The 17,786-nt window shown below is 49.2% G+C and carries 20 protein-coding genes; 3 read left to right on the top strand and 17 right to left on the bottom strand.

Translation table 11 applies throughout. From position 1 onward, the window contains the following. The first annotated feature begins 257 nt into the window (after window positions 1-257). Window positions 258-1,574, top strand: coding sequence for an outer membrane protein transport protein (locus EQP46_RS07570; protein ID WP_129493069.1), 1,317 nt, complete (start codon window positions 258-260; stop codon window positions 1,572-1,574). A 97-nt stretch (window positions 1,575-1,671) separates the two neighbouring features. Here EQP46_RS07570 and EQP46_RS07565 read toward each other — a convergent pair whose 3' ends face one another. The 10 genes from EQP46_RS07565 to ccmA all read right to left on the bottom strand — a co-directional run bounded on the left by EQP46_RS07565 (window position 1,672) and on the right by ccmA (window position 9,505). Then, window positions 1,672-2,460 carry an MlaA family lipoprotein gene (locus tag EQP46_RS07565; protein WP_129493068.1) on the bottom strand — a complete coding sequence of 263 codons (789 nt, stop codon included), beginning with the start codon at window positions 2,458-2,460 and terminating at the stop codon, window positions 1,672-1,674. 73 nt (window positions 2,461-2,533) lie between these two features. Then, the gene (gene ccmI, locus EQP46_RS07560) at window positions 2,534-3,751 is read right to left on the bottom strand and encodes a c-type cytochrome biogenesis protein CcmI (protein ID WP_129493067.1); all 1,218 of its coding nucleotides are present in this window, start codon (window positions 3,749-3,751) and stop codon (window positions 2,534-2,536) included. Beyond that, entirely contained in the window at window positions 3,748-4,236 is a 489-nt protein-coding gene (locus EQP46_RS07555) for a cytochrome c-type biogenesis protein (RefSeq protein WP_129493402.1), read from the bottom strand. The genes ccmI and EQP46_RS07555 overlap by 4 nt, the downstream gene beginning before the upstream one ends. Then, a complete protein-coding gene (locus EQP46_RS07550; RefSeq protein ID WP_129493066.1) occupies window positions 4,236-4,790 on the bottom strand; it encodes a DsbE family thiol:disulfide interchange protein in 555 nt (184 codons plus the stop codon). Before EQP46_RS07550 ends, EQP46_RS07555 begins: the two co-directional genes overlap by 1 nt. Before the next feature lie 2 nt (window positions 4,791-4,792). Continuing rightward, window positions 4,793-6,769, bottom strand: coding sequence for a heme lyase CcmF/NrfE family subunit (locus tag EQP46_RS07545; RefSeq protein WP_129493065.1), 1,977 nt, complete (start codon window positions 6,767-6,769; stop codon window positions 4,793-4,795). Continuing rightward, window positions 6,769-7,248, bottom strand: a complete 480-nt coding sequence (gene ccmE / locus EQP46_RS07540) for a cytochrome c maturation protein CcmE (RefSeq protein ID WP_129493064.1) — start codon at window positions 7,246-7,248, stop codon at window positions 6,769-6,771. Before ccmE ends, EQP46_RS07545 begins: the two co-directional genes overlap by 1 nt. Continuing rightward, a complete protein-coding gene (ccmD, locus tag EQP46_RS07535) occupies window positions 7,245-7,451 on the bottom strand; it encodes a heme exporter protein CcmD (protein WP_129493063.1) in 207 nt (68 codons plus the stop codon). Before ccmD ends, ccmE begins: the two co-directional genes overlap by 4 nt. 2 nt (window positions 7,452-7,453) lie before the next feature. Then, window positions 7,454-8,191 carry a heme ABC transporter permease CcmC gene (locus tag EQP46_RS07530; RefSeq protein WP_129493062.1) on the bottom strand — a complete coding sequence of 246 codons (738 nt, stop codon included), beginning with the start codon at window positions 8,189-8,191 and terminating at the stop codon, window positions 7,454-7,456. 31 nt (window positions 8,192-8,222) lie between these two features. Further along, the gene (gene ccmB, locus EQP46_RS07525) at window positions 8,223-8,891 is read right to left on the bottom strand and encodes a heme exporter protein CcmB (protein ID WP_129493061.1); all 669 of its coding nucleotides are present in this window, start codon (window positions 8,889-8,891) and stop codon (window positions 8,223-8,225) included. Then, window positions 8,891-9,505, bottom strand: a complete 615-nt coding sequence (gene ccmA / locus EQP46_RS07520; RefSeq protein WP_129493060.1) for a cytochrome c biogenesis heme-transporting ATPase CcmA — start codon at window positions 9,503-9,505, stop codon at window positions 8,891-8,893. The genes ccmB and ccmA overlap by 1 nt, the downstream gene beginning before the upstream one ends. A gap of 122 nt (window positions 9,506-9,627) precedes the next feature. On the opposite strand from ccmA, the gene EQP46_RS07515 reads away from it, so the two are divergent. Together EQP46_RS07515 and EQP46_RS07510 are read left to right on the top strand one after the other, a co-directional pair. Beyond that, window positions 9,628-10,389: a flagellar hook-length control protein FliK gene (locus EQP46_RS07515; RefSeq protein ID WP_129493059.1), complete on the top strand. Its 762-nt coding sequence runs from the start codon at window positions 9,628-9,630 to the stop codon at window positions 10,387-10,389. Then, window positions 10,386-10,679 (top strand): EscU/YscU/HrcU family type III secretion system export apparatus switch protein, encoded by a 294-nt coding sequence (locus EQP46_RS07510; protein WP_129493058.1) that lies wholly within the window; start codon window positions 10,386-10,388, stop codon window positions 10,677-10,679. The genes EQP46_RS07515 and EQP46_RS07510 overlap by 4 nt, the downstream gene beginning before the upstream one ends. 29 nt (window positions 10,680-10,708) lie before the next feature. On the opposite strand, the gene EQP46_RS07505 is transcribed toward EQP46_RS07510, so the two are convergent. Genes EQP46_RS07505 through EQP46_RS07475 form a run of 7 tightly spaced genes read right to left on the bottom strand, consistent with a single transcriptional unit; the run spans window position 10,709 to window position 17,775 of the window. After that, the gene (locus tag EQP46_RS07505; protein WP_102318308.1) at window positions 10,709-11,134 is read right to left on the bottom strand and encodes a DUF2802 domain-containing protein; all 426 of its coding nucleotides are present in this window, start codon (window positions 11,132-11,134) and stop codon (window positions 10,709-10,711) included. Then, window positions 11,134-11,622 (bottom strand): chemotaxis protein CheW, encoded by a 489-nt coding sequence (locus EQP46_RS07500; RefSeq protein ID WP_129493057.1) that lies wholly within the window; start codon window positions 11,620-11,622, stop codon window positions 11,134-11,136. The genes EQP46_RS07505 and EQP46_RS07500 overlap by 1 nt, the downstream gene beginning before the upstream one ends. Window positions 11,623-11,655: 33 nt before the next feature. Beyond that, on the bottom strand, window positions 11,656-12,939 hold the full coding sequence (locus EQP46_RS07495) for a chemotaxis protein CheW (RefSeq protein WP_129493056.1): 1,284 nt from the start codon (window positions 12,937-12,939) through the stop codon (window positions 11,656-11,658). Then, window positions 12,929-13,708, bottom strand: a complete 780-nt coding sequence (locus EQP46_RS07490; RefSeq protein ID WP_129493055.1) for a ParA family protein — start codon at window positions 13,706-13,708, stop codon at window positions 12,929-12,931. The genes EQP46_RS07495 and EQP46_RS07490 overlap by 11 nt, the downstream gene beginning before the upstream one ends. A gap of 9 nt (window positions 13,709-13,717) precedes the next feature. Beyond that, complete coding sequence (locus EQP46_RS07485; protein ID WP_129493054.1) at window positions 13,718-14,881, bottom strand: protein-glutamate methylesterase/protein-glutamine glutaminase; 1,164 nt, start codon at window positions 14,879-14,881, stop codon at window positions 13,718-13,720. Between the two features lie 17 nt (window positions 14,882-14,898). Beyond that, on the bottom strand, window positions 14,899-17,043 hold the full coding sequence (locus tag EQP46_RS07480) for a chemotaxis protein CheA (protein WP_129493053.1): 2,145 nt from the start codon (window positions 17,041-17,043) through the stop codon (window positions 14,899-14,901). A 9-nt stretch (window positions 17,044-17,052) separates the two neighbouring features. Further along, a complete protein-coding gene (locus EQP46_RS07475) occupies window positions 17,053-17,775 on the bottom strand; it encodes a protein phosphatase CheZ (RefSeq protein WP_129493052.1) in 723 nt (240 codons plus the stop codon). Window positions 17,776-17,786: the final 11 nt, after the last annotated feature.

The following is a 17,786-nucleotide window of genomic DNA, read 5'->3' as shown; positions in this document are numbered from 1 at the left end:
AATTAAATCCCACTAACTCTAATAATTTCAGCGTTTTTACAGCGTACATACCCCATATCTAGCCCCAACAACAGTTACACGTGTTCGCTCAGTTTCAGCGCACATGTGTAACCCGATGCGTATTTAATAGTTATTATCACCATTACAGAGCGATATACCGAAATATAATTCCAAATAATAAGTCACTAGCGAATCTAAATTGCAACCTATCGTTCCCTCAGTACCCTGTAGCGACCTAAAAAAGCAATCTGTGACTTATGAACAAGAATAAAATTCTACCGTTGGCTATTGCAGCCGCTCTTGGCTCTCTTTCTTCAACATCTGCATATGCTGCAGGTTTCCAGCTTGCAGAGTATTCAGCAACTGGCCTAGGCCGCGCATACGCGGGTGAAGCAGCGATGGCAGATAATGCTGCTGCACAATTTCGTAACCCTGCGATGCTGACGTACCTTGAAGGTACACAAGTATCGACGGGCATGATCTACGTTGACCCAAATGTCGATGTTGACGGTACAACAACCTTCTTCGGTAACGAGACGCAAACATCATCTAAAGATTTTGCGGATGCTGCTGTCGTTCCAAACTTCTATGTCTCTCACCAAGTCAATGACCAAGTGTTTCTTGGCCTTTCACTGGCTTCTAACTTCGGCATGAACACCAAGTTAGATGATAATTTTAAAGGGACGCAATTCGGTAATGAGGCATCGATTACTACCGTTGAAATCAACCCAAATGTGGCTTACCGCATTAACGACCAGTTCTCAATTGGTGGTGGCGTACGCTTTGTGATGGGTGAAGGCAGCATTGGTGCAAAAAGTTCTTCAGCAACCCTAATGCCAAATGGCCAAGGTGGCCTATCTGTTGTACCGAATGGTACGACACTTAAATACATGGAAGGTGACGATACGTCTTGGGGTTGGCAAGCGGGTGCTGCTTGGCAAATTAACGAAGCAAACCGTATCGGTTTCAACTACCGTTCAGCGGTTGATCTAAAGCTTGAAGGTCATGCATCGGGATTGTCTTTCGGTACCACGACAGGTCAATTGCCTGGCAGCATGGAGTTAGGGTTACCTGCTACAGCAGAAATTGCTAGCTTCCACCAACTCACAGAGAAAGTAGCAATTCACGCAAGCGTGAATTGGACCGATTGGAGTGAGTTCGAAAAACTAGAGGCGAACATTCCGTCTTTGTCTGAGCCTACTCAGATGGTGAAAGAAGAGAATTGGCGCGATAACTATCGTTTTGCAGTAGGTACAACCTACCAGCTAAACGACAAAACAGAACTTCGTTCAGGTGTGGCTTACGACACATCAGCGGTAGATGATGCGAACCGCACGATCACCATTCCAGAAACTGACCGCCTATGGCTAAGCCTAGGTGCGGGTTACGAGTGGTCTAAAAACCTAACGCTAGATGCGGGTTTCACCTATATCTTTGCGAAAGAAGCGCCAGTCAAAGAGCCTCGTGATCACGTTGCATCTGATCAACTTGGTCAGCTATTTGGCGGGTCATTTGAAGGTAAAACCTCTGGCAGCGTTTGGCTAGCAGGTGTTCAAGCGAGCTACCGCTTCTAAACGTCAACTGACAGGCTGAGTGTAAGCTCAACGTTAGCAGACAAAAAAAGCCACTCAGTCGAGTGGCTTTTTGTTCGATACAGAGATGGCGGCAGCCTTAGTAGGCGTCAATCTCGTCCATCAAGTCTTCTAAGTATTCATCATCTTCTTCATCAGCATCGATTTCGATCTCGCCACCACGCGCTTTAAAGGCTTTGTTTTGCAGATACGCATCACGCGTGAATGCATACGGATCCGGTGAATTTTCAAGAATGCCTTCTTGCTTCACCAGTGCAGCGCGCGTTTCCATGCCATCCAATGCCCACTTGATTACGGATTGCGGGAACGTCAGCAGTGACAAAGGCGGGTATAACCCATCTACCGCATCACCCACCCCTTCTCGTACTGTGATTGGGCCGTAGACTGGTACCATGATATACGGGCCTTGCCCTATATCGTAATAGCCCATCGCATCGCCAAACTGTCGGTCACTGAGTTTAGGAACATTTGCCGCCGAGGCAAGATCGATAAGGCCGCCCAAACCAAAGACAGTGTTCAACCAGAACCGGTTAAAGTGAACAAGCGCGTCTTCACCTTCCAACATGATGAGGCTGTTGATCATGCTCGCAGGCTCTTCAAGGTTATTGATAAAGTTTGAGATACCTGTTCGCGTCCAGTTCGGCACATAGTCTACGTAAGCCACAGACACAGGGCGCGCGACATACGGGTCGAGATAATCATAGTTAAATGCCCACATCGCGCGGTTGAACCCTTCAAACGGATCATTCGGGTGCGCGACATGGGTTTCTGTATTCGTTTCTGCGTCAGCAGTGTTCTCTTCAGGTGTTTGAGCACATCCGCTCAACCCAACCACAAGGCCTACTGCCAGTAAAAAGCCTTTCCACATTGTATTATTATTTCCAAAAAAGAGGCTGGTTTACACCAGCCCGTTTCAATTGTTACCAGAAAGTATAAATCAGTTAATACTTTTGGTTAATCACTATCTGCGATTGTCCGCCTAACGCAAACGGCAAGGTTTCTCCAAACCAATCACCGTCTTTCGTCATGACGTTTCCATCATGGTCAATGCGCGCTTTCACCAAGACTTCAGGCAATGACGACATGAGGCGCTCAGGGATCATACTGTCAGCATCCGTTAACTCGACAATCAATGGGAACTGATTGATCGGTAGTCGTTTCGCAGCAATGGGCATTGGTGCTCCGTCTGCTGAATGCACAGAGACAATCAATACACCTTGCTCGGGAAGAACCACATCTTCATCCAGCGTGACAGTCACAGACACTTTCTGACCAGAACCCACGTTCATTTGTGCATTTGCGCGATCAATGCTGCGCTCAAGCATTGCAATGCGTGGGTCATTCTCAGGCAGCAACTTCTTCATGGTCGACCAAGCTGCAATCGCCTCATCATAAGCACCTCGCTCGAATGCTTCAAATGCTAACAATGAGAATGCCTGCATGTTCGCGTGATCTTCTCGAATCACTTCACGAAGTAAACCGCGTGCTTTGGTTACGTTGGTTTCATCGCCCGAAAAGATCAGCGATTGTGCGTAGCCTAATTTGATGTCGCTATTCAGAGGAGAAAGGTCATACGCTTTCGCCATTGCGCCTTCCGCTGTCTGAATATCACGATTCGCCATCCCAATACGGCCTAGCAGCAACCAGCCCATTGCATCATCAGGTGTCTGTTGCAGTTTGGTGCGAAGCGCCAGCGTAAGATCCGCCATTTCTTGGTCGGAAAGCGGCTCTTGTGAATCTGACATCAAGCGCTGAGAAAGTTCAGGCAACTTGTTCGTGGTTTCTTGCCATGACACCACAGCACCGTAGCTACCAAAAGTGTTGTAGAGGAAGTAGCTCAGTATCACCAAAATTAACACGCCCGGTGCAAGCATCATCGCTGACACTGTATTCTTGCTTTCAGTGACGGCTTGTTGCGTTGGAATGTCATCAAGCAAGGATTGTTTTAGTTCAACAGCAAGTTCACCCTGGTTTTCAATCAAACCTTCTTGCGCTTCTTCCTCAATTTCTTCCATACGATCACGGAAGAATGCCTTGTTCAGCTCATCACGGCTGGCTTCTTCATCTTGGTCTTTCCCGCGATAAATCGGCAACACAAAGATTGCAATGGATACCAGCATCATCAAGGCAGTGATCAGCCAAAACATCGTTTCTGTCATGCTTGGTCATCCTTTTTCTTTTCTGAGTTGTGCTCATCCAGCAACGCATCAAGCCTTGCTTGTTCTTCACTGTCTAATGCCGTGTTTTTCGCCACTTTCGGGCTCTTGCGGCTGCGCATTACCAACACGGTGAAACCACCAATCACAAACAATAGCGGACCAGCCCACAGAATCATGGTTGATGCGGTTAGCGGCGGATTGTAGGTCACAAAGTTGCCATAACGGGCAACCATGTACTCGACAATCTCATCTTCGTTTTTGCCTTGTTTGAGCATTTCATACACTTTGGCACGAAGGTCTTGCGCTAAACCTGCATTGGAATCCGCAATGTTGTTGTTTTGACACTTAGGACAACGAAGCTCTTTCCCCAACTGGTGAAACGCCGCCTCTTGCTCTGGCGTATCAAACTCATAAACCTCAATCGCTGCAGACACAGAGAATGCTGCACTCGCTGCCAGAATTAACGGCAACAGGATACGTTTCATCATCCTTTCGCCTCCGCCAACATTTGGTCATAAATCGGCTTCAAGGTGTCTTCCCAATTGCGTGTGTTTACATCACCCGCGTGGCGATAACGAATAATGCCATTCGCATCAATAAGGAAGGTTTCAGGCGCGCCGTACACACCGAGATCCAGCCCCAACATGCCGTTACCATCAAACAAGCTGATCAAATAAGGGTTACCCAATTGATTCAACCAACCGATCGCTTTAACACGATCATCTTTGTAGTTCAGCCCGATGATTTTCACACCATCGCCCGCCAACTCATTCAAGAATGAGTGTTCGGCATAACAGGTTGGACACCATGTTGCCCATACGTTGAGCAACAAAGGTTGTCCACGGAAAATACCTTGGTCATAGAGCTTCCCAGCTTCTGCCAAATCTTCCAAACGGAATTCAGGCACCGGTTTACCCACCAACACAGATTCAAGTTTGGTTGGATCATCACCGTCCGCATTCTTACCAAGCTGAACGAAAAACACCGCCACAAGCACCATGAAAAGAGCCAATGGGATAAACAATAAAGGACGTTTCACCCTTAAATCTCCTTCGCTGGCTCGGCGCTGATCGCCGATGTCGATTTCTGTCTAAAACGGTAACGTTTATCCGACATCGCAAAGATACCGCCAACGGCCATCAATACCGCACCGAACCAAATCCAACGAACAAACGGTTTGTAGTAAATACGCACAGCCCAAGCGCCATCAGGCAAGCGTTCACCCATGGCAATGTAAAGGTCACGCGTGATGCCGCGATCAATGGCGGCTTCAGTCATCATCGAGCGCTGTACGTTGTAGAAACGCTTCTCTGCATGCAATGTATTGATGCGACGATCACCACGGTAAACATCAAAGTCAGCGATGTAGCCGTCATAGTTCGGGCCGTCTTTGTCACGAAGACCTGCAAAGTTGAAGTGATAACCTTGAATTTCGACGGTGTCGCCCGGCGCCATCTTCACGTCACGTTCGATGTCATAGTTCTGCACCATGGCGATACCAAGAATCGACACGGCAAGACCAATATGACCGAATACCATGGCCCAGTGACTGCGACCCAGCTTACGCACACCCGTCATGAATGCATCACGGTGCGTTGCGCGTTGGTAGACTTCGAACGATTGGGTAAGGATGATCCACAAGCCCATCACTGCACCTAGCGCGGCAAGCGGCATAAAGGTATCAGCAAAGATGGCGACCAGCGCAATACCACCAAGGATCGACAAGATGCCGCTAATGATAAGTTCTTTCTTCACGGTTTTCAGGTTGTCGCGCTTCCAGCGAACCAGAGGGCCAATACCTAAAAGGAACACAAACGGCACGGCCAGCCAGGTGAAGAGCAAGTTAAAGAACGGTTCGCCGATAGAGACTGAACCCAAACCAATTTGCTTGTGAACCAATGGCAGCAGTGTACCCAACAGTACAACCACAAGGGCTGCAATCAATAGGATGTTGTTTGCCAGTAGCGCATTTTCACGGGACACCAATTCAAAGTTACCGCGCACACGCACTTCTGATGCACGCAATGCATAAAGCAGCAAAGAGCCACCAATAACGGCCACCAAGAACGCCAGAATAAAGAGACCACGGGTTGGATCAGATGCAAAGGCGTGCACCGAAACCAGTACGCCAGAACGCACAAGGAAGGTGCCCAATAGGCTTAACGAGAACGCAGAGATCGCAAGCAATACCGTCCACGCTTTAAAGGTACCGCGCTTTTCAGTCACCGCGAGTGAGTGCATTAACGCCGTACCCGCCAACCAAGGCATGAACGATGCATTTTCTACTGGATCCCAGAACCACCAGCCACCCCAGCCAAGTTCGTAGTACGCCCACCAAGAGCCCAGCGCGATACCGATCGTCAAGAACACCCATGCAGCGGTTGTCCAAGGACGAGACCAACGCGCCCATGCGGTATCCAAACGTCCCGCCATCAAGGATGCAATGGCAAACGCAAACGCAACGGAGAAGCCTACGTACCCCATGTATAGCATTGGCGGGTGAACAATCAGACCCGGATCTTGCAACAACGGGTTAAGGTCACGGCCATCAACAGGGAAGTAAGGCAAGGTGCGGTCAAAGGGGTTTGACGTCAGAATAATGAAAAGTAAGAAGCCAACGCCGATCATGCCCATCACAGCCAACACGCGCGCGACAGATTCTTGTGGCATACCACGGCTAAACAGAGCAACGGCAAGTGTCCAACCCGCTTGGATCAACACCCAAAGCAACAAAGACCCTTCGTGAGCCCCCCACACCGCGGTGAGGCGATAATACCAAGGCAACGCACTGTTCGAGTTACTCGCCACGTAGCTGACGGTGAAGTCATTGACGTAAAACGCCCAGCTCAGCGCGAAGAATGACATCAGCAACATGAGGAACATGCCAATCGCCAATGGACGGGCTGAGCGCATCATGGCTTGATTTCCAACCTGCGCGCCCCAAAGCGGATAGATGCTCAAGAGCACCGAAAAGCCGAGGGAGATGATCAGGGCGAAATGCCCCAGTTCAGCAATCATTAGTAGCTACCTTTTTGTTGCTCTGTGTATTCAAGAGGCTGATGACTTTTATTCATGGCCTCTGCAATTTCAGGTGGCATGTATTCTTCATCGTGCTTCGCGAGCACTTCGTGCGCTTTCACGGTGTTAGCGTTCACCAACTCACCTTGCGCCACAATGCCCTGCCCTTCACGAAACAGGTCTGGAAGAATACCTTCAAAAATCACGGTAACTTGTGGGCCTACATCGGCCACTTTGAAACTCACTTTGAGCGAGTCAGGGTCACGTTCAACGGAATCCGCGACAACCATGCCACCGATTCTTAAACGCTGGCCTACCTGAGGTTTCGTGCCGTCAGGCTTACCGTTCACCAATTCCGTTGGCGTGTAGAACAAATCCATATTCTGATTCAACGCATACAGCATCAGCCCAATCGTCGCACCTACGCCCAACACTAAGGCCAGTGCCAGCCCTAATCGTTTTTTACGTCTTGGGTTCATAATGTGTTCTCCATATTTTGGGCATTTTTAATGCGCTGCTCTCTGGCGGCTCTATTTTTAATGTCATTGAAGAGTTTACGGCGTGTCAGGTGGGCAGAAACAACCAGCCACAACAAGGCACCAAACGTAATACCGAAAGAACTCCACACATAAACGGCATAGCCGCCCATGTCTAAGAATGCTGAGAAGGAAGTAAAATGCATGATTATCCTCGCTCTACCAATTGATGCACCCAAGGGCGATGCGCTTCACGCTGAAGGATTTTGTTTTTGAGTCCCATCAAGGTCAATGCACCAAAGAAGAATGCAAAACCAAAGATGTTCAGCAGCAAGGGCCAAAGCATGTCTGACGCAATGGAAGGCTTCGCAAATTTGGTGATGGTTGCGCCTTGGTGAAGGGTGTTCCACCATTCCACAGAAAAGTGAATGATCGGCAAGTTAATCACCCCCACCATGGCAAGAATGCCAGCGGCACGACCTGCGGTACGCTCATCATCAAATGCGTTGTACAGGGCAATCACACCCAAGTAAAGAAACAGCAGAATAAGCTCTGATGTTAGGCGCGCATCCCATACCCACCAAGCACCCCACATTGGTTTACCCCATACTGCACCTGTCACAAGGGCGATAAAGGTAAATACAGCACCAATCGGTGCCATTGCAGCAGCTGCCCAGTCGGAGGTTTTGATTTGCCATACAAGGCCGATAAAGGCGGCAATTGCCATCGACATATACGCACCCATTGACCAAATCGCTGCTGGCACATGGATGTAGATGATCCTGAAGCTGTCACCTTGTTGGTAGTCAGAAGGCGCAAACGCAAGCCCCCATATCGTACCTGTAATCAAGGACAACAATGCCAGTACAGAGAACCAAGGCAGCAGTGTATTACACAGCTGGTAGGTTGCCTCTGGTTTGGCATAGGGATGAAGCCATTTCCACATTGCTATTACCGCTCTCAGTAAATTATAAGAATTATTGAACACTCACGCGCAGTGCCGCTGACACTGCAAAAGGTGATAAGGTTGCCGACCCTGCCAACATCGCACCAAGGATGGCGAGTTGCCCGTTAATCGGAAATCCATTGGCTGCCATATCAATGGCAGATGTAGCGAAAATTAATACTGGGATGAACAAAGGCAACACCAGTAAGCTCAGAAGCACGCCGCCTTTTCTCAGGCCGACGGTCAATGCAACACCAATCGCGCCTAAGAAGCTCAATGTTGGTGTTCCTAACAGTAACGTCAACACGACCGCTTTGTATGTCGGCCAATCTAATGAAAGTAATACTGCTAGAAGTGGGCTTATGATCAATAGCGGCAAACCCGTGAGCAACCAATGCGCCACCACTTTTGCAAATGCTAAGACCGGAAGTGGTTCTGGCATCAACAATATTTGTTCTAATGAGCCGTCGACAAAGTCATCACGAAAGAGCCGTTCAAGCGAGACAACGGCCGCCAACAATGCCGCGACCCAGATAATACCCGGCGCAATCTCTGCAAGCAGGTTTGGCCCAGGCCCGACGCCTAACGGGAACAAGGTGATGACAATGATGAAAAACCACAACGGGTTCAACATGTCAGATTGACGACGAAACGCCACCAAGAGTTCACGATGAATAAGTTGAAATAGCGCCTTACCCATTACGCCCCCAAAGTGATGCGACGAAGCTTAGGGTTATCGTGGAACATGTCTTGGTGAGTGGTAAACAGCACAATGCCCCCGTTATCAACGTGTTTCTGGAATAGCTGTTCCAATACTTTAACACCTTGTTTATCAATGGCCGTTAAGGGTTCATCAAGGATCCAAAGTAAAGATTCACTGACCCAAAGTCGAGCCAATGCAACACGTCGATTCTGTCCCGCCGATAATTGAGCGGCAGGAACGTCTTCTCGCCCAGCCAGCCCCACACGAGCAAGGGCATCCCAAAGGCGATCCTCATCGGGAGTACCGTGCATTTTTTGGTAGAACGCCAGATTCTCATACGCCGTTAGCTCACGCTTAACGCCAGTGCTATGACCCAAGAACAAGAGATCACTGTAGAACTCTTCTCTGGATTTTGTCACCGAGCTGCCGTTCCAAAGTACGTCACCAGACTCTGACAACCCCAGCCCCGCAATAATGCGTAGCAAGGTTGTTTTACCCGCGCCATTCGGCCCTTCTATCTGAACAAGATCACCGGGCGACACGGTAAAATTGAGGTCTTCAAACAACACGCGCTCATCACGAATGCTGCTTAGTTGACGCACTTCCAACATAACGATTGTCAATTCCCGATAAAGTAATGAAAAATCTGCCCGATAATAACATAGAGGTTTTTAAAATCGTTAGCGGCACGATCCCAACGCTCTCGCTCAAATGTGACTAATTGTGAGTAAGTATGAAAATCGATAATAACAGTAACATCAGTGCATTAATGCTTGAAGTGCTGAAGAATAAGCCCGTAGAGAGTGTGTTGTTAATCGGCCAAGAAAATTCGAAATCTCTTGTTAAAACTGGAACGAATAGTTCACAGCTTTCTCAATTATTATCACTGATGAATCTTTTCCCGTTGTTAACACGAACGACGGGCGCCCAAAATGCACCCTCAGCACCTCTCGCGATGCTTCTTAACACCTTATTTATGCCCAACAAACCCGACGTCGCCGCCAACTGGTTAGCAGAACGTCAAACAGACAAAAGTACGCTTGATGCTCTGCGTCTTTTGTCGACCGCTGACAATGAAAGTTCAAGCCGATTAAAAGCCATGCTCATGCTTTTTGCAGAGCAACGCTTTCAAGACAGCAACAAGCCCGGCGAGTTCACTTGGTTGTTCCCTTTCCACCCTGAACAACAAACACCCGTGCACGTCACCGTGAAGAAGACCCGCGCCAAAACGAAAAAATCTCGTTGGTCTGTCACAGTCAATTTAACGCTTTCCAAAAATCGTACGGTGTTAGCAACGGCAGAGCTTGAAGACCAAGCACTCTCACTGACCTTTTCCACCAATTCCAAAGGCCTTAAAAAACGTGTTGAAGCGGCGCTGCCGGTGTTAGAAAAACAATTGAGCAAACATCAGCTTCGTTTGTCGGACATCAACGTAGAAGTCACGGAGCCTTCCGCACCAGCGACGGTTTCAAGCGGGGTTAATATACAAGTATGAAGAAAGAAAAAAGCGCTGTAGCACTTCGATATGATGGCGTAAACACGCCAACGGTAAGCGCGAAAGGCTACGAGGCCTTGGCGGAAAAACTTATAGAAGAGATGGAAAAGAATGGCGGGCTCATACACAGCGATGAGACGTTAATGAATTGGCTTTCCGCGCTGGAAGTGGGCGACGACATTCCTGAACAGCTCTATTTGGTGATCGCAGAATTGATCGCATTCGCCTGGTACTTAGACGGAAAAGCCCCTCCCGGATGGGAAGGGGCTTTTGTGAATCAGTCGGTATAAGCAAGCGCAACGCTTGCTTCACCTGTCAGTTATCGCACAAGTCTTTGCTTTCGAATACTCAGAAGCAATTCCGCTTCTGCCTTCGGCAAATCACACTCTTCCATTAACTCGTGGATATCTGCGCCTAGCTCTACCATCTTGCTCGCTCGACTATACAGTCGACCGTCTGGGTCGTGCATTTCTAGCTCGTTTTGCTTATCAACAACGTCATCGAAACGTTGTGAAAGCTCTGCAAGCTTCTGGCTCATACCTATCGAACCTGCGCGCAGTTCATTGAACTGCTTTGTCAGGCTCTCTTGCTGCTGGCGTGCATTTTTATAAACCAATTCCATGGCTTGAAATTTGGTTTCTAACGCCTGTCGCGCCTTTTTTTCCCGACGAAGCAGGATAAGTAGAACAACCCCGATGACAACTGAAACACCGAGTGGTAACCAGTACAACACGACATCGAGCATTACAGCATAGCCATGTCAGACCACTCTTCGTCAGAGAGCAGTTTATTGAGATCAACCAAGATCAACAGATTGCCATTACGGTTGCTCACGCCTTGAATAAACTTCGCGCTTTCATCCGTACCAACGCTTGGTGTGGTATCAATTTCAGAGGTACGCAGATAAACCACTTCCGCCACACTATCAACCATGATGCCGATCACTTGCGATTCAGCTTCAATCACGATTACACGTGTGTTGTCTGTCACATCAGCTTGCATCAAACCAAAGCGTGAACGTGTGTCGATAACCGTCACAACGTTACCGCGCAGGTTGATAATGCCCAGTACATAGTCTGGCGCACCAGGTACAGGCGCGATTTCGGTGTAACGTAAAACCTCGCGAACCTGCATAACATTAATGCCGTAGGTTTCGTCTTCCAATTGGAAGGTCACCCACTGCAGGACCTCATCGTTCACGTTGTCTTTTTGGACTTCAGCTACCTGAGACATTTGTTTTCCTCTTTACGTGCTGTGCTACGTCAGTTACGCCAATGCATTGGCATCAATACCTTGATTAAGCATGGCAATTAGCGCTTCGACATGAATAAGTGCACACATCTTTTGTTTGACCAATCCAGCCAACCAAGGCCGTTTGCCCGCTTGTTCGCGCCACCGCACTTGCTCTCCATTCAGTGACTCTGTGCCTAACAGGGTGTCACATGCTAAACCCCATTTGCTATCACCTAAGATCACAATATAACTATAGTCATCGCGATGGCTGTTATCTGTTATTTTTTCTGGCATTACCCATTTCGCGGTATCAACAATATCGAGTTGCTGATCGCGTTCTGTCTGCAATCCCAAATACCAATCTGGGCGACCAATCAAATGATTGCATTCACCAAGTTGGTGGATGCCGCCAAGCTCTGCCAGCGGCACGGCGTATGTTACGCCCATCGATTCAAAAAAGAGCACTTGGAACGCGTGTTCTGGCACGATGTTCTGCCAAGGCGGAATGAGATCTTCACCTGCCTGCGTGTCCAGTTCACTATCAACATCAGTATCAAAAGCAATGTCGGTTTCAACATCAGACTCAACGTAAGCCTCTTCAGTAACATTGGTCTCTACGACAACATCTGTATCGACATGAAGCGGCGTGACTGTGGCAGATTCAATGTCTTGTTGAACCTCAACCTCTTCAAGCAGCGTCGTGTCTTCTTGAAGTTCAGTCTCTTCTTGAAGCTCTGTCTCTTCTTGAAACGTTATTTCTTCGGCTACCGAAGTATCGACACTGAGTGCCACATCAAGCTCAACGTCAGTATCAACCTCGACCTCAGTATCTAACTCGGTTTCGATCTCTGCCGCGACATCAGTTTCCGTGTCAGTCACTAAGTGCAATGACACCGAAGGCGTCACTTCAGCGACCTCATCCACGGTTTCGGTTAAGGCTTCTGTGTACGCCTCTACCGCAGCAATTGCATCAGTGACCGTCTCAACGTCGGTTTCAACCTCAGATGCCAAATCAACATCCGTGAGTTCTTCAACTTCTACCTCCATGTCGTCATCAAGCTTTAATTGGCTTAACAGTTTTTCGACATGAGAGAGATCGCGCTCCTCCTGCGTCAGTGTTCTGCCCGTAAAACGTTCAGGGCTGGTCACTTCTTGCAGTTTTAACGCTGGTGCAGGTGCCTCTGAGAAATCGGCATCCAGAAACGCGTTGTCTGGTTGCACAGCCTCTTCCTGTTGGATGACATCATCCTCTCCCAACAAAGCATCAAAGTAAGCGTCCAGTGCTTCAACACTGGATAAAGCACCGCTATCTTTCATCCTGCTCTAATCGCTCCAGGTAAGAGAGCAGCGTTTTATAAGCAAAAACGCCACGACAATTTTTTGCGTAATACGATGGCGGCATGTGTTTCAAGCTCGCATCGCGGAATTTGGTGTCAATAGGCACAGCCGATGTCCATACCTGATCGGGGTATCGCACTTTGAGTTCTTGAAGGGTTTCAAGAGAGGCGCGTGTCCGTTTGTCATACATGGTAGGCACAATGCATACCTTGAACGCAGAGCTGCGCGACTTCTGCATAATTTGCAGCGTGCGGATCATGCGTTCGAGCCCCTTCATTGCGAGGAACTCGGTTTGTACAGGAATTAAAATGCGGTTACTGGCCGCTAACGCGTTCACCATCATTACCCCCAAGATTGGCGGGCAATCGATCAACGCATAATCGTATTCTTCTTCGAGGCACGCGAGCGTCTTTTTCAGCACCAACCCCATGCCACCGCGGTTCCCCATGGCACGATCAAGCGTGGCGAGCGACATATGAGAAGGCAACAAATCAAGGTTCTTATACTCAGTGTTGAGGATAAGCGGCTTTACCGTATCGCGATTAATCGTCTGAAGCTGAAAGAGGTCAAAAAGAGAACGTGGCAATGTATCTGAATCGTAATTCAGATAGGTGGTGAGCGAGGCATGCGGATCGGTATCGATCAGCAATACACGCTTGTTTCTTTCACTGAGAAGACCAGCAAGGGTAATCGTGGATGTTGTTTTTCCAACGCCGCCTTTCTGGTTTGCAATACTCCAGACTATCACGACTGCTCCTTATACCAAGTTGAGCTCGACGAGAATGCGCTCAGAAATTCGCTCAAGGGGAAGATCTTCTGTCGAAATCCCTGCCTTTGCGACCGCCTGTGGCATGCCATAAACAACGCAACTTTCTTCGTCTTGAGCCCAGACTGTTGACCCTTCTTCTTTCAACATTCTTGCTCCGTCACGACCGTCTGCGCCCATGCCCGTCAAAACCATGGATAATACTTTATCACCATATATCTTGGCGGCAGACCCAAACGTCACATCAACGCAGGGTTTGTAGTTCATGCGATCGCCACCGTCGATGATTTTGAGGCGAGCCGCACCGGGACGACCATCAATCATCATCTGCATACCGCCAGGCGCAAGGTATGCGGTGCCCGCTTGCAAGGTGTCACCGTCTTGCGCTTCTTTCACCGAGATTTTGCACAAACCATTAAGGCGTTGAGCAAAGGCTGCGGTAAACGTTGAAGGCATATGCTGGATCAACAAAATCGGAAGAGGGAAATTCGCTGGAAGTGAACTCAGCACTTTCTGCAATGCAACCGGTCCACCCGTAGACGTGCCAATCGCGACAAGTTGATAACGCTTACCACTGGCTTTGAATCGACTCATCGAGACAGGCGCGGCCGAGCGGGTTGATAGCGCAGAACCTGCCGGACTAGAAAATGGTCGCACTGGCGTACGTGTCGGCGTTGCTGTCGCCGTCGCGGCAGTAGTAGCAACAGGCGCTGCGACTGCTGGACGCGCAGTGGGCATTGGACGACGCATGAATGCGCGCTTACGTGCGATTTCATTCACGCGTTGTTGTAGCAGAGAAACCGCTTCATCGCGGTTTCTTGCTATGTCTTCAAACTTTTTAGGCAGGAAGTCTAGTGCACCCGCGTCTAACGCATCCAGTGTCGCTTTCGCGCCATCGTGCGTCAGCGATGAAAACATCAAAATGGGCGTTGGATTGGCCTGCATGATCTCTCGAACCGCAGTGATCCCATCCATGATCGGCATTTCAATGTCCATGGTGATGACATCTGGCTTCAATTGCGCCGTCTTTTCAACCGCCTCTTTACCATTGACTGCACAGTCGATGACTTGGAGGCGCGGGTCGCCATTGATAATCTCACTCACTCGGCGGCGGAAAAAGCTCGAATCATCCACCACCAACACTTTCACTGCCATATCAGTCCTTATTACTCTTATCGTCCCGCGTAACGTTTAAGCAGATTCGGTGCATCGAGAATCAAAGCAATATGACCATCACTGGTGATTGTCGCACCCGCCATACCCGGCGTACCTTGCAGCAATTCATCAAGAGGTTTAATGACCACCTCTTCCTGACCAATGAGTGAATCAACAACAAAGGCAACAGGCTGATGACCCATCTGAATGATGACGACATGCCCAGAGTCTTTCTTCGACGCACGCTTCTTACACAGCCAATCTTGCAAGTAGAACAATGGAATGGCTTTATCGCGAACAATTAAGGTCAATTGACCATCAACCGTATTGGTTCTCGCCAAATCTAGGCTAATGATTTCATTAACGTTAGAAAGTGGGAAAGCAAATGGGTTGCCGCCAATACCGACCATTAAGGTTGGCAGAATGGCGAGCGTCAGTGGCACTTTGATCGAAATGATCGTACCGCGACCCAATACTGAATCGATGGAGATCGTGCCGTTGAGCTGGGTGATCGCAGTTTTCACCACATCCATCCCCACACCACGACCAGAGATATCCGAAATTTCTGTTTTGGTTGAGAAACCAGGCGCAAAAATCAGGTTGAATGACTCGGTATCTGTCAAACGCGCTGCAGCATCTGCATCCATCACACCACGTTCTACCGCGATGCCACGAAGCTTCTCAGCATCCATACCGCCGCCATCATCTTCGATGGTCAACAGGATATGGTCACCTTCTTGCGATGCAGCAAGGGTAACGGTACCCACACGAGGTTTACCGTTTTGCTCACGCTTGTCTGGCATTTCAATGCCGTGGTCGACCGAGTTACGCACCAAGTGGACCATGGGATCGGCCAATGCCTCCACCAAGTTCTTGTCCAAATCGGTTTCTTCACCACGCATTTCCAACACAATGTCTTTTTTAAGGCTTCGCGCCAAATCTCGAACAACGCGAGGGAAACGACCAAATACTTTCTTGATAGGCTGCATGCGTGTTTGCATGACCGCACCTTGCAAGTCAGCAGTCACCACATCGAGGTTGGTCACGGCTTTCGCCATGTTCTCATCCTCACTGTTGGCACCCAAACTCACCAAACGGTTACGCACCAACACCAACTCACCCACCATGTTCATGATGGTATCGAGCGTTGAGGTGTTTACACGCACTGTCTGCTCAGCTTGAGGAACAGGTGGTTTCTTGTCGTCTGCTTTTGCAGGTGGCTTAGCGGCAACCGCTGGCGGTTTTGCTGCTGGCGCTTCGGCTTTCGGCACAGGCTTAGGTTCTGGCTTCGGCGCAGGCGCTGGCTCCGCTTTTGGTGCTTCGGCTTTCGGTGCATTGTCGATAGGGCTTTTGCCTTTACCGTGCAAGTCATCCAAAAGCTTTTCAAATTCGTCGTCAGTGATGTCATCACCACTCGGACTTTCTACCGCAGCGTTTTGAGGAGGTGGCGCAGCCGCGTCTCCATCAAGTGGCCCTTTGCCTGAACCGTGCAGCTCATCAAGCAGTTTTTCGAACTCGTCGTCCGTAATGTCACCGCTGTCCGATCCCGCCGCAGGCGCTTCCGCTGCAGGTTTTTCTGTTACTTGTGGCCCTTTGCCTGATCCATGAAGTTGGTCAAGCAAACGATCAAATTCGTCATCGGTAATTTCATCGACGGAATCACCGGCGATCGCATCACCTTCCTCAGCAGGCGCTTCCGCGACTATCTCAGGTTCTGGTTCTGGCTCGGGTTCCGGCTCTGGTTCTGGCTCTGCCGACGCTTCGTCTTCAGACGCGGGGCGGCTGTATTTGTGCAGCGCGTCCAGCAATGCTGGATCGGCCGCTGGGGCAGGTTCGCTTTGCTGAACACACGCAAACTGTTCGTTAACGGTGTCGAGCGCTTGAAGGATGATATCCATCACCTCAGGTGTCAGTTCGCGACCGCCATTGCGGAGATTATCGAAAATATTTTCCGCACCGTGGCAGGTATCTACCAACTCTTTGAGCGATAAGAAGCCAGCACCACCTTTAACCGTGTGGAATCCCCGGAATATTGCGTTCAGCAAATCGCGGTCTTCTGGCGATTTTTCCAGATCCACTAACTGCTCAGACAATAACTCCAGAATTTCACCTGCTTCGATCAAAAAGTCCTGCAGGATTTCTTCATCCATTTCAAAGCTCATAACGCACCCCTAAAAGCCCAGGCTAGAAAGCAAGTCGTCCACATCGTCCTGACTCTGCATCACGTTTTTCTCTTGACGCTGTTCCTCAGTGACGACCGGACCTTCAGCCACGATGCCAGATATTTGTTCTGTTTCTTCTTGCTGATCGTCTTCCAACCCAAACGCGGTTAAGATTTCGACCAGTTGTTTTTCTACTTCCTGCACCAACTCAATAACGCGTCGAATGACCTGACCTGTTAAGTCTTGGAAATCTTGCGCCATAAGTATTTCAGTCAATTGACCGTGCAGTTTGGTCGTGTCGCCTTCCACCTGCGTCAAAAGTCCGTCGATCTGGTGACACAGGTCTTTAAAACTCACGAGGTCAATCCGCCCTCCCATCAAGTTGTTCCATTGAGGACGAACTTGAGCGAGGCATTCCTGAAGATTATCAGCAATGGGCAACGTCGCTTCGACTGCGTCCATGGTTCGGTTGGCGGCAAGTTCCGTTTTTTCCATAACAAAGTTAAGGCGATCTTTTGCATCAGGGATCTCGCTGTTAGCGAGATCATTGACGCGCGGATCCAAGCGGAAATTAGACAACGAATCATGCAGTTGTCGGGTCAGTTTCCCCACCTCATTGAAGAGCGGATTGCGACTCTCACTGCTGATTTTTAGCAGCAATTCATTCGCACTTTCCTGATTCCCTTCTTCGAGAAAACTGACCAGCTCTTTAGCTTGGTCGAGTGTTATCATCGTTTAAATAT

Origin of the sequence: Enterovibrio baiacu (assembly GCF_004120195.1) — a bacterium.
GTDB lineage: Bacteria > Pseudomonadota > Gammaproteobacteria > Enterobacterales > Vibrionaceae > Enterovibrio > Enterovibrio baiacui.
This window is presented reverse-complemented; position numbering and strand designations above follow the sequence as displayed.

What these genes read in the sequence shown, in the direction of transcription:
- ccmA (WP_129493060.1), bottom strand. Translation starts at nt 9,505, where the DNA reads ATGTTGGAAGTGCGTCAACTAAGCAGCATTCGTGATGAGCGCGTGTTG.
- EQP46_RS07500 (WP_129493057.1), bottom strand. Translation starts at nt 11,622, where the DNA reads ATGTCTCAGGTAGCTGAAGTCCAAAAAGACAACGTGAACGATGAGGTC.
- EQP46_RS07565 (WP_129493068.1), bottom strand. Translation starts at nt 2,460, where the DNA reads ATGTGGAAAGGCTTTTTACTGGCAGTAGGCCTTGTGGTTGGGTTGAGC.
- EQP46_RS07495 (WP_129493056.1), bottom strand. Translation starts at nt 12,939, where the DNA reads ATGAAAGATAGCGGTGCTTTATCCAGTGTTGAAGCACTGGACGCTTAC.
- EQP46_RS07475 (WP_129493052.1), bottom strand. Translation starts at nt 17,775, where the DNA reads ATGATAACACTCGACCAAGCTAAAGAGCTGGTCAGTTTTCTCGAAGAA.
- EQP46_RS07480 (WP_129493053.1), bottom strand. Translation starts at nt 17,043, where the DNA reads ATGAGCTTTGAAATGGATGAAGAAATCCTGCAGGACTTTTTGATCGAA.
- ccmI (WP_129493067.1), bottom strand. Translation starts at nt 3,751, where the DNA reads ATGACAGAAACGATGTTTTGGCTGATCACTGCCTTGATGATGCTGGTA.
- EQP46_RS07485 (WP_129493054.1), bottom strand. Translation starts at nt 14,881, where the DNA reads ATGGCAGTGAAAGTGTTGGTGGTGGATGATTCGAGCTTTTTCCGCCGC.
- EQP46_RS07510 (WP_129493058.1), top strand. Translation starts at nt 10,386, where the DNA reads ATGAAGAAAGAAAAAAGCGCTGTAGCACTTCGATATGATGGCGTAAAC.
- EQP46_RS07530 (WP_129493062.1), bottom strand. Translation starts at nt 8,191, where the DNA reads ATGTGGAAATGGCTTCATCCCTATGCCAAACCAGAGGCAACCTACCAG.
- EQP46_RS07515 (WP_129493059.1), top strand. Translation starts at nt 9,628, where the DNA reads ATGAAAATCGATAATAACAGTAACATCAGTGCATTAATGCTTGAAGTG.
- ccmD (WP_129493063.1), bottom strand. Translation starts at nt 7,451, where the DNA reads ATGCATTTTACTTCCTTCTCAGCATTCTTAGACATGGGCGGCTATGCC.
- EQP46_RS07505 (WP_102318308.1), bottom strand. Translation starts at nt 11,134, where the DNA reads ATGCTCGATGTCGTGTTGTACTGGTTACCACTCGGTGTTTCAGTTGTC.
- ccmE (WP_129493064.1), bottom strand. Translation starts at nt 7,248, where the DNA reads ATGAACCCAAGACGTAAAAAACGATTAGGGCTGGCACTGGCCTTAGTG.
- EQP46_RS07545 (WP_129493065.1), bottom strand. Translation starts at nt 6,769, where the DNA reads ATGATTGCTGAACTGGGGCATTTCGCCCTGATCATCTCCCTCGGCTTT.
- ccmB (WP_129493061.1), bottom strand. Translation starts at nt 8,891, where the DNA reads ATGGGTAAGGCGCTATTTCAACTTATTCATCGTGAACTCTTGGTGGCG.
- EQP46_RS07570 (WP_129493069.1), top strand. Translation starts at nt 258, where the DNA reads ATGAACAAGAATAAAATTCTACCGTTGGCTATTGCAGCCGCTCTTGGC.
- EQP46_RS07555 (WP_129493402.1), bottom strand. Translation starts at nt 4,236, where the DNA reads ATGAAACGTATCCTGTTGCCGTTAATTCTGGCAGCGAGTGCAGCATTC.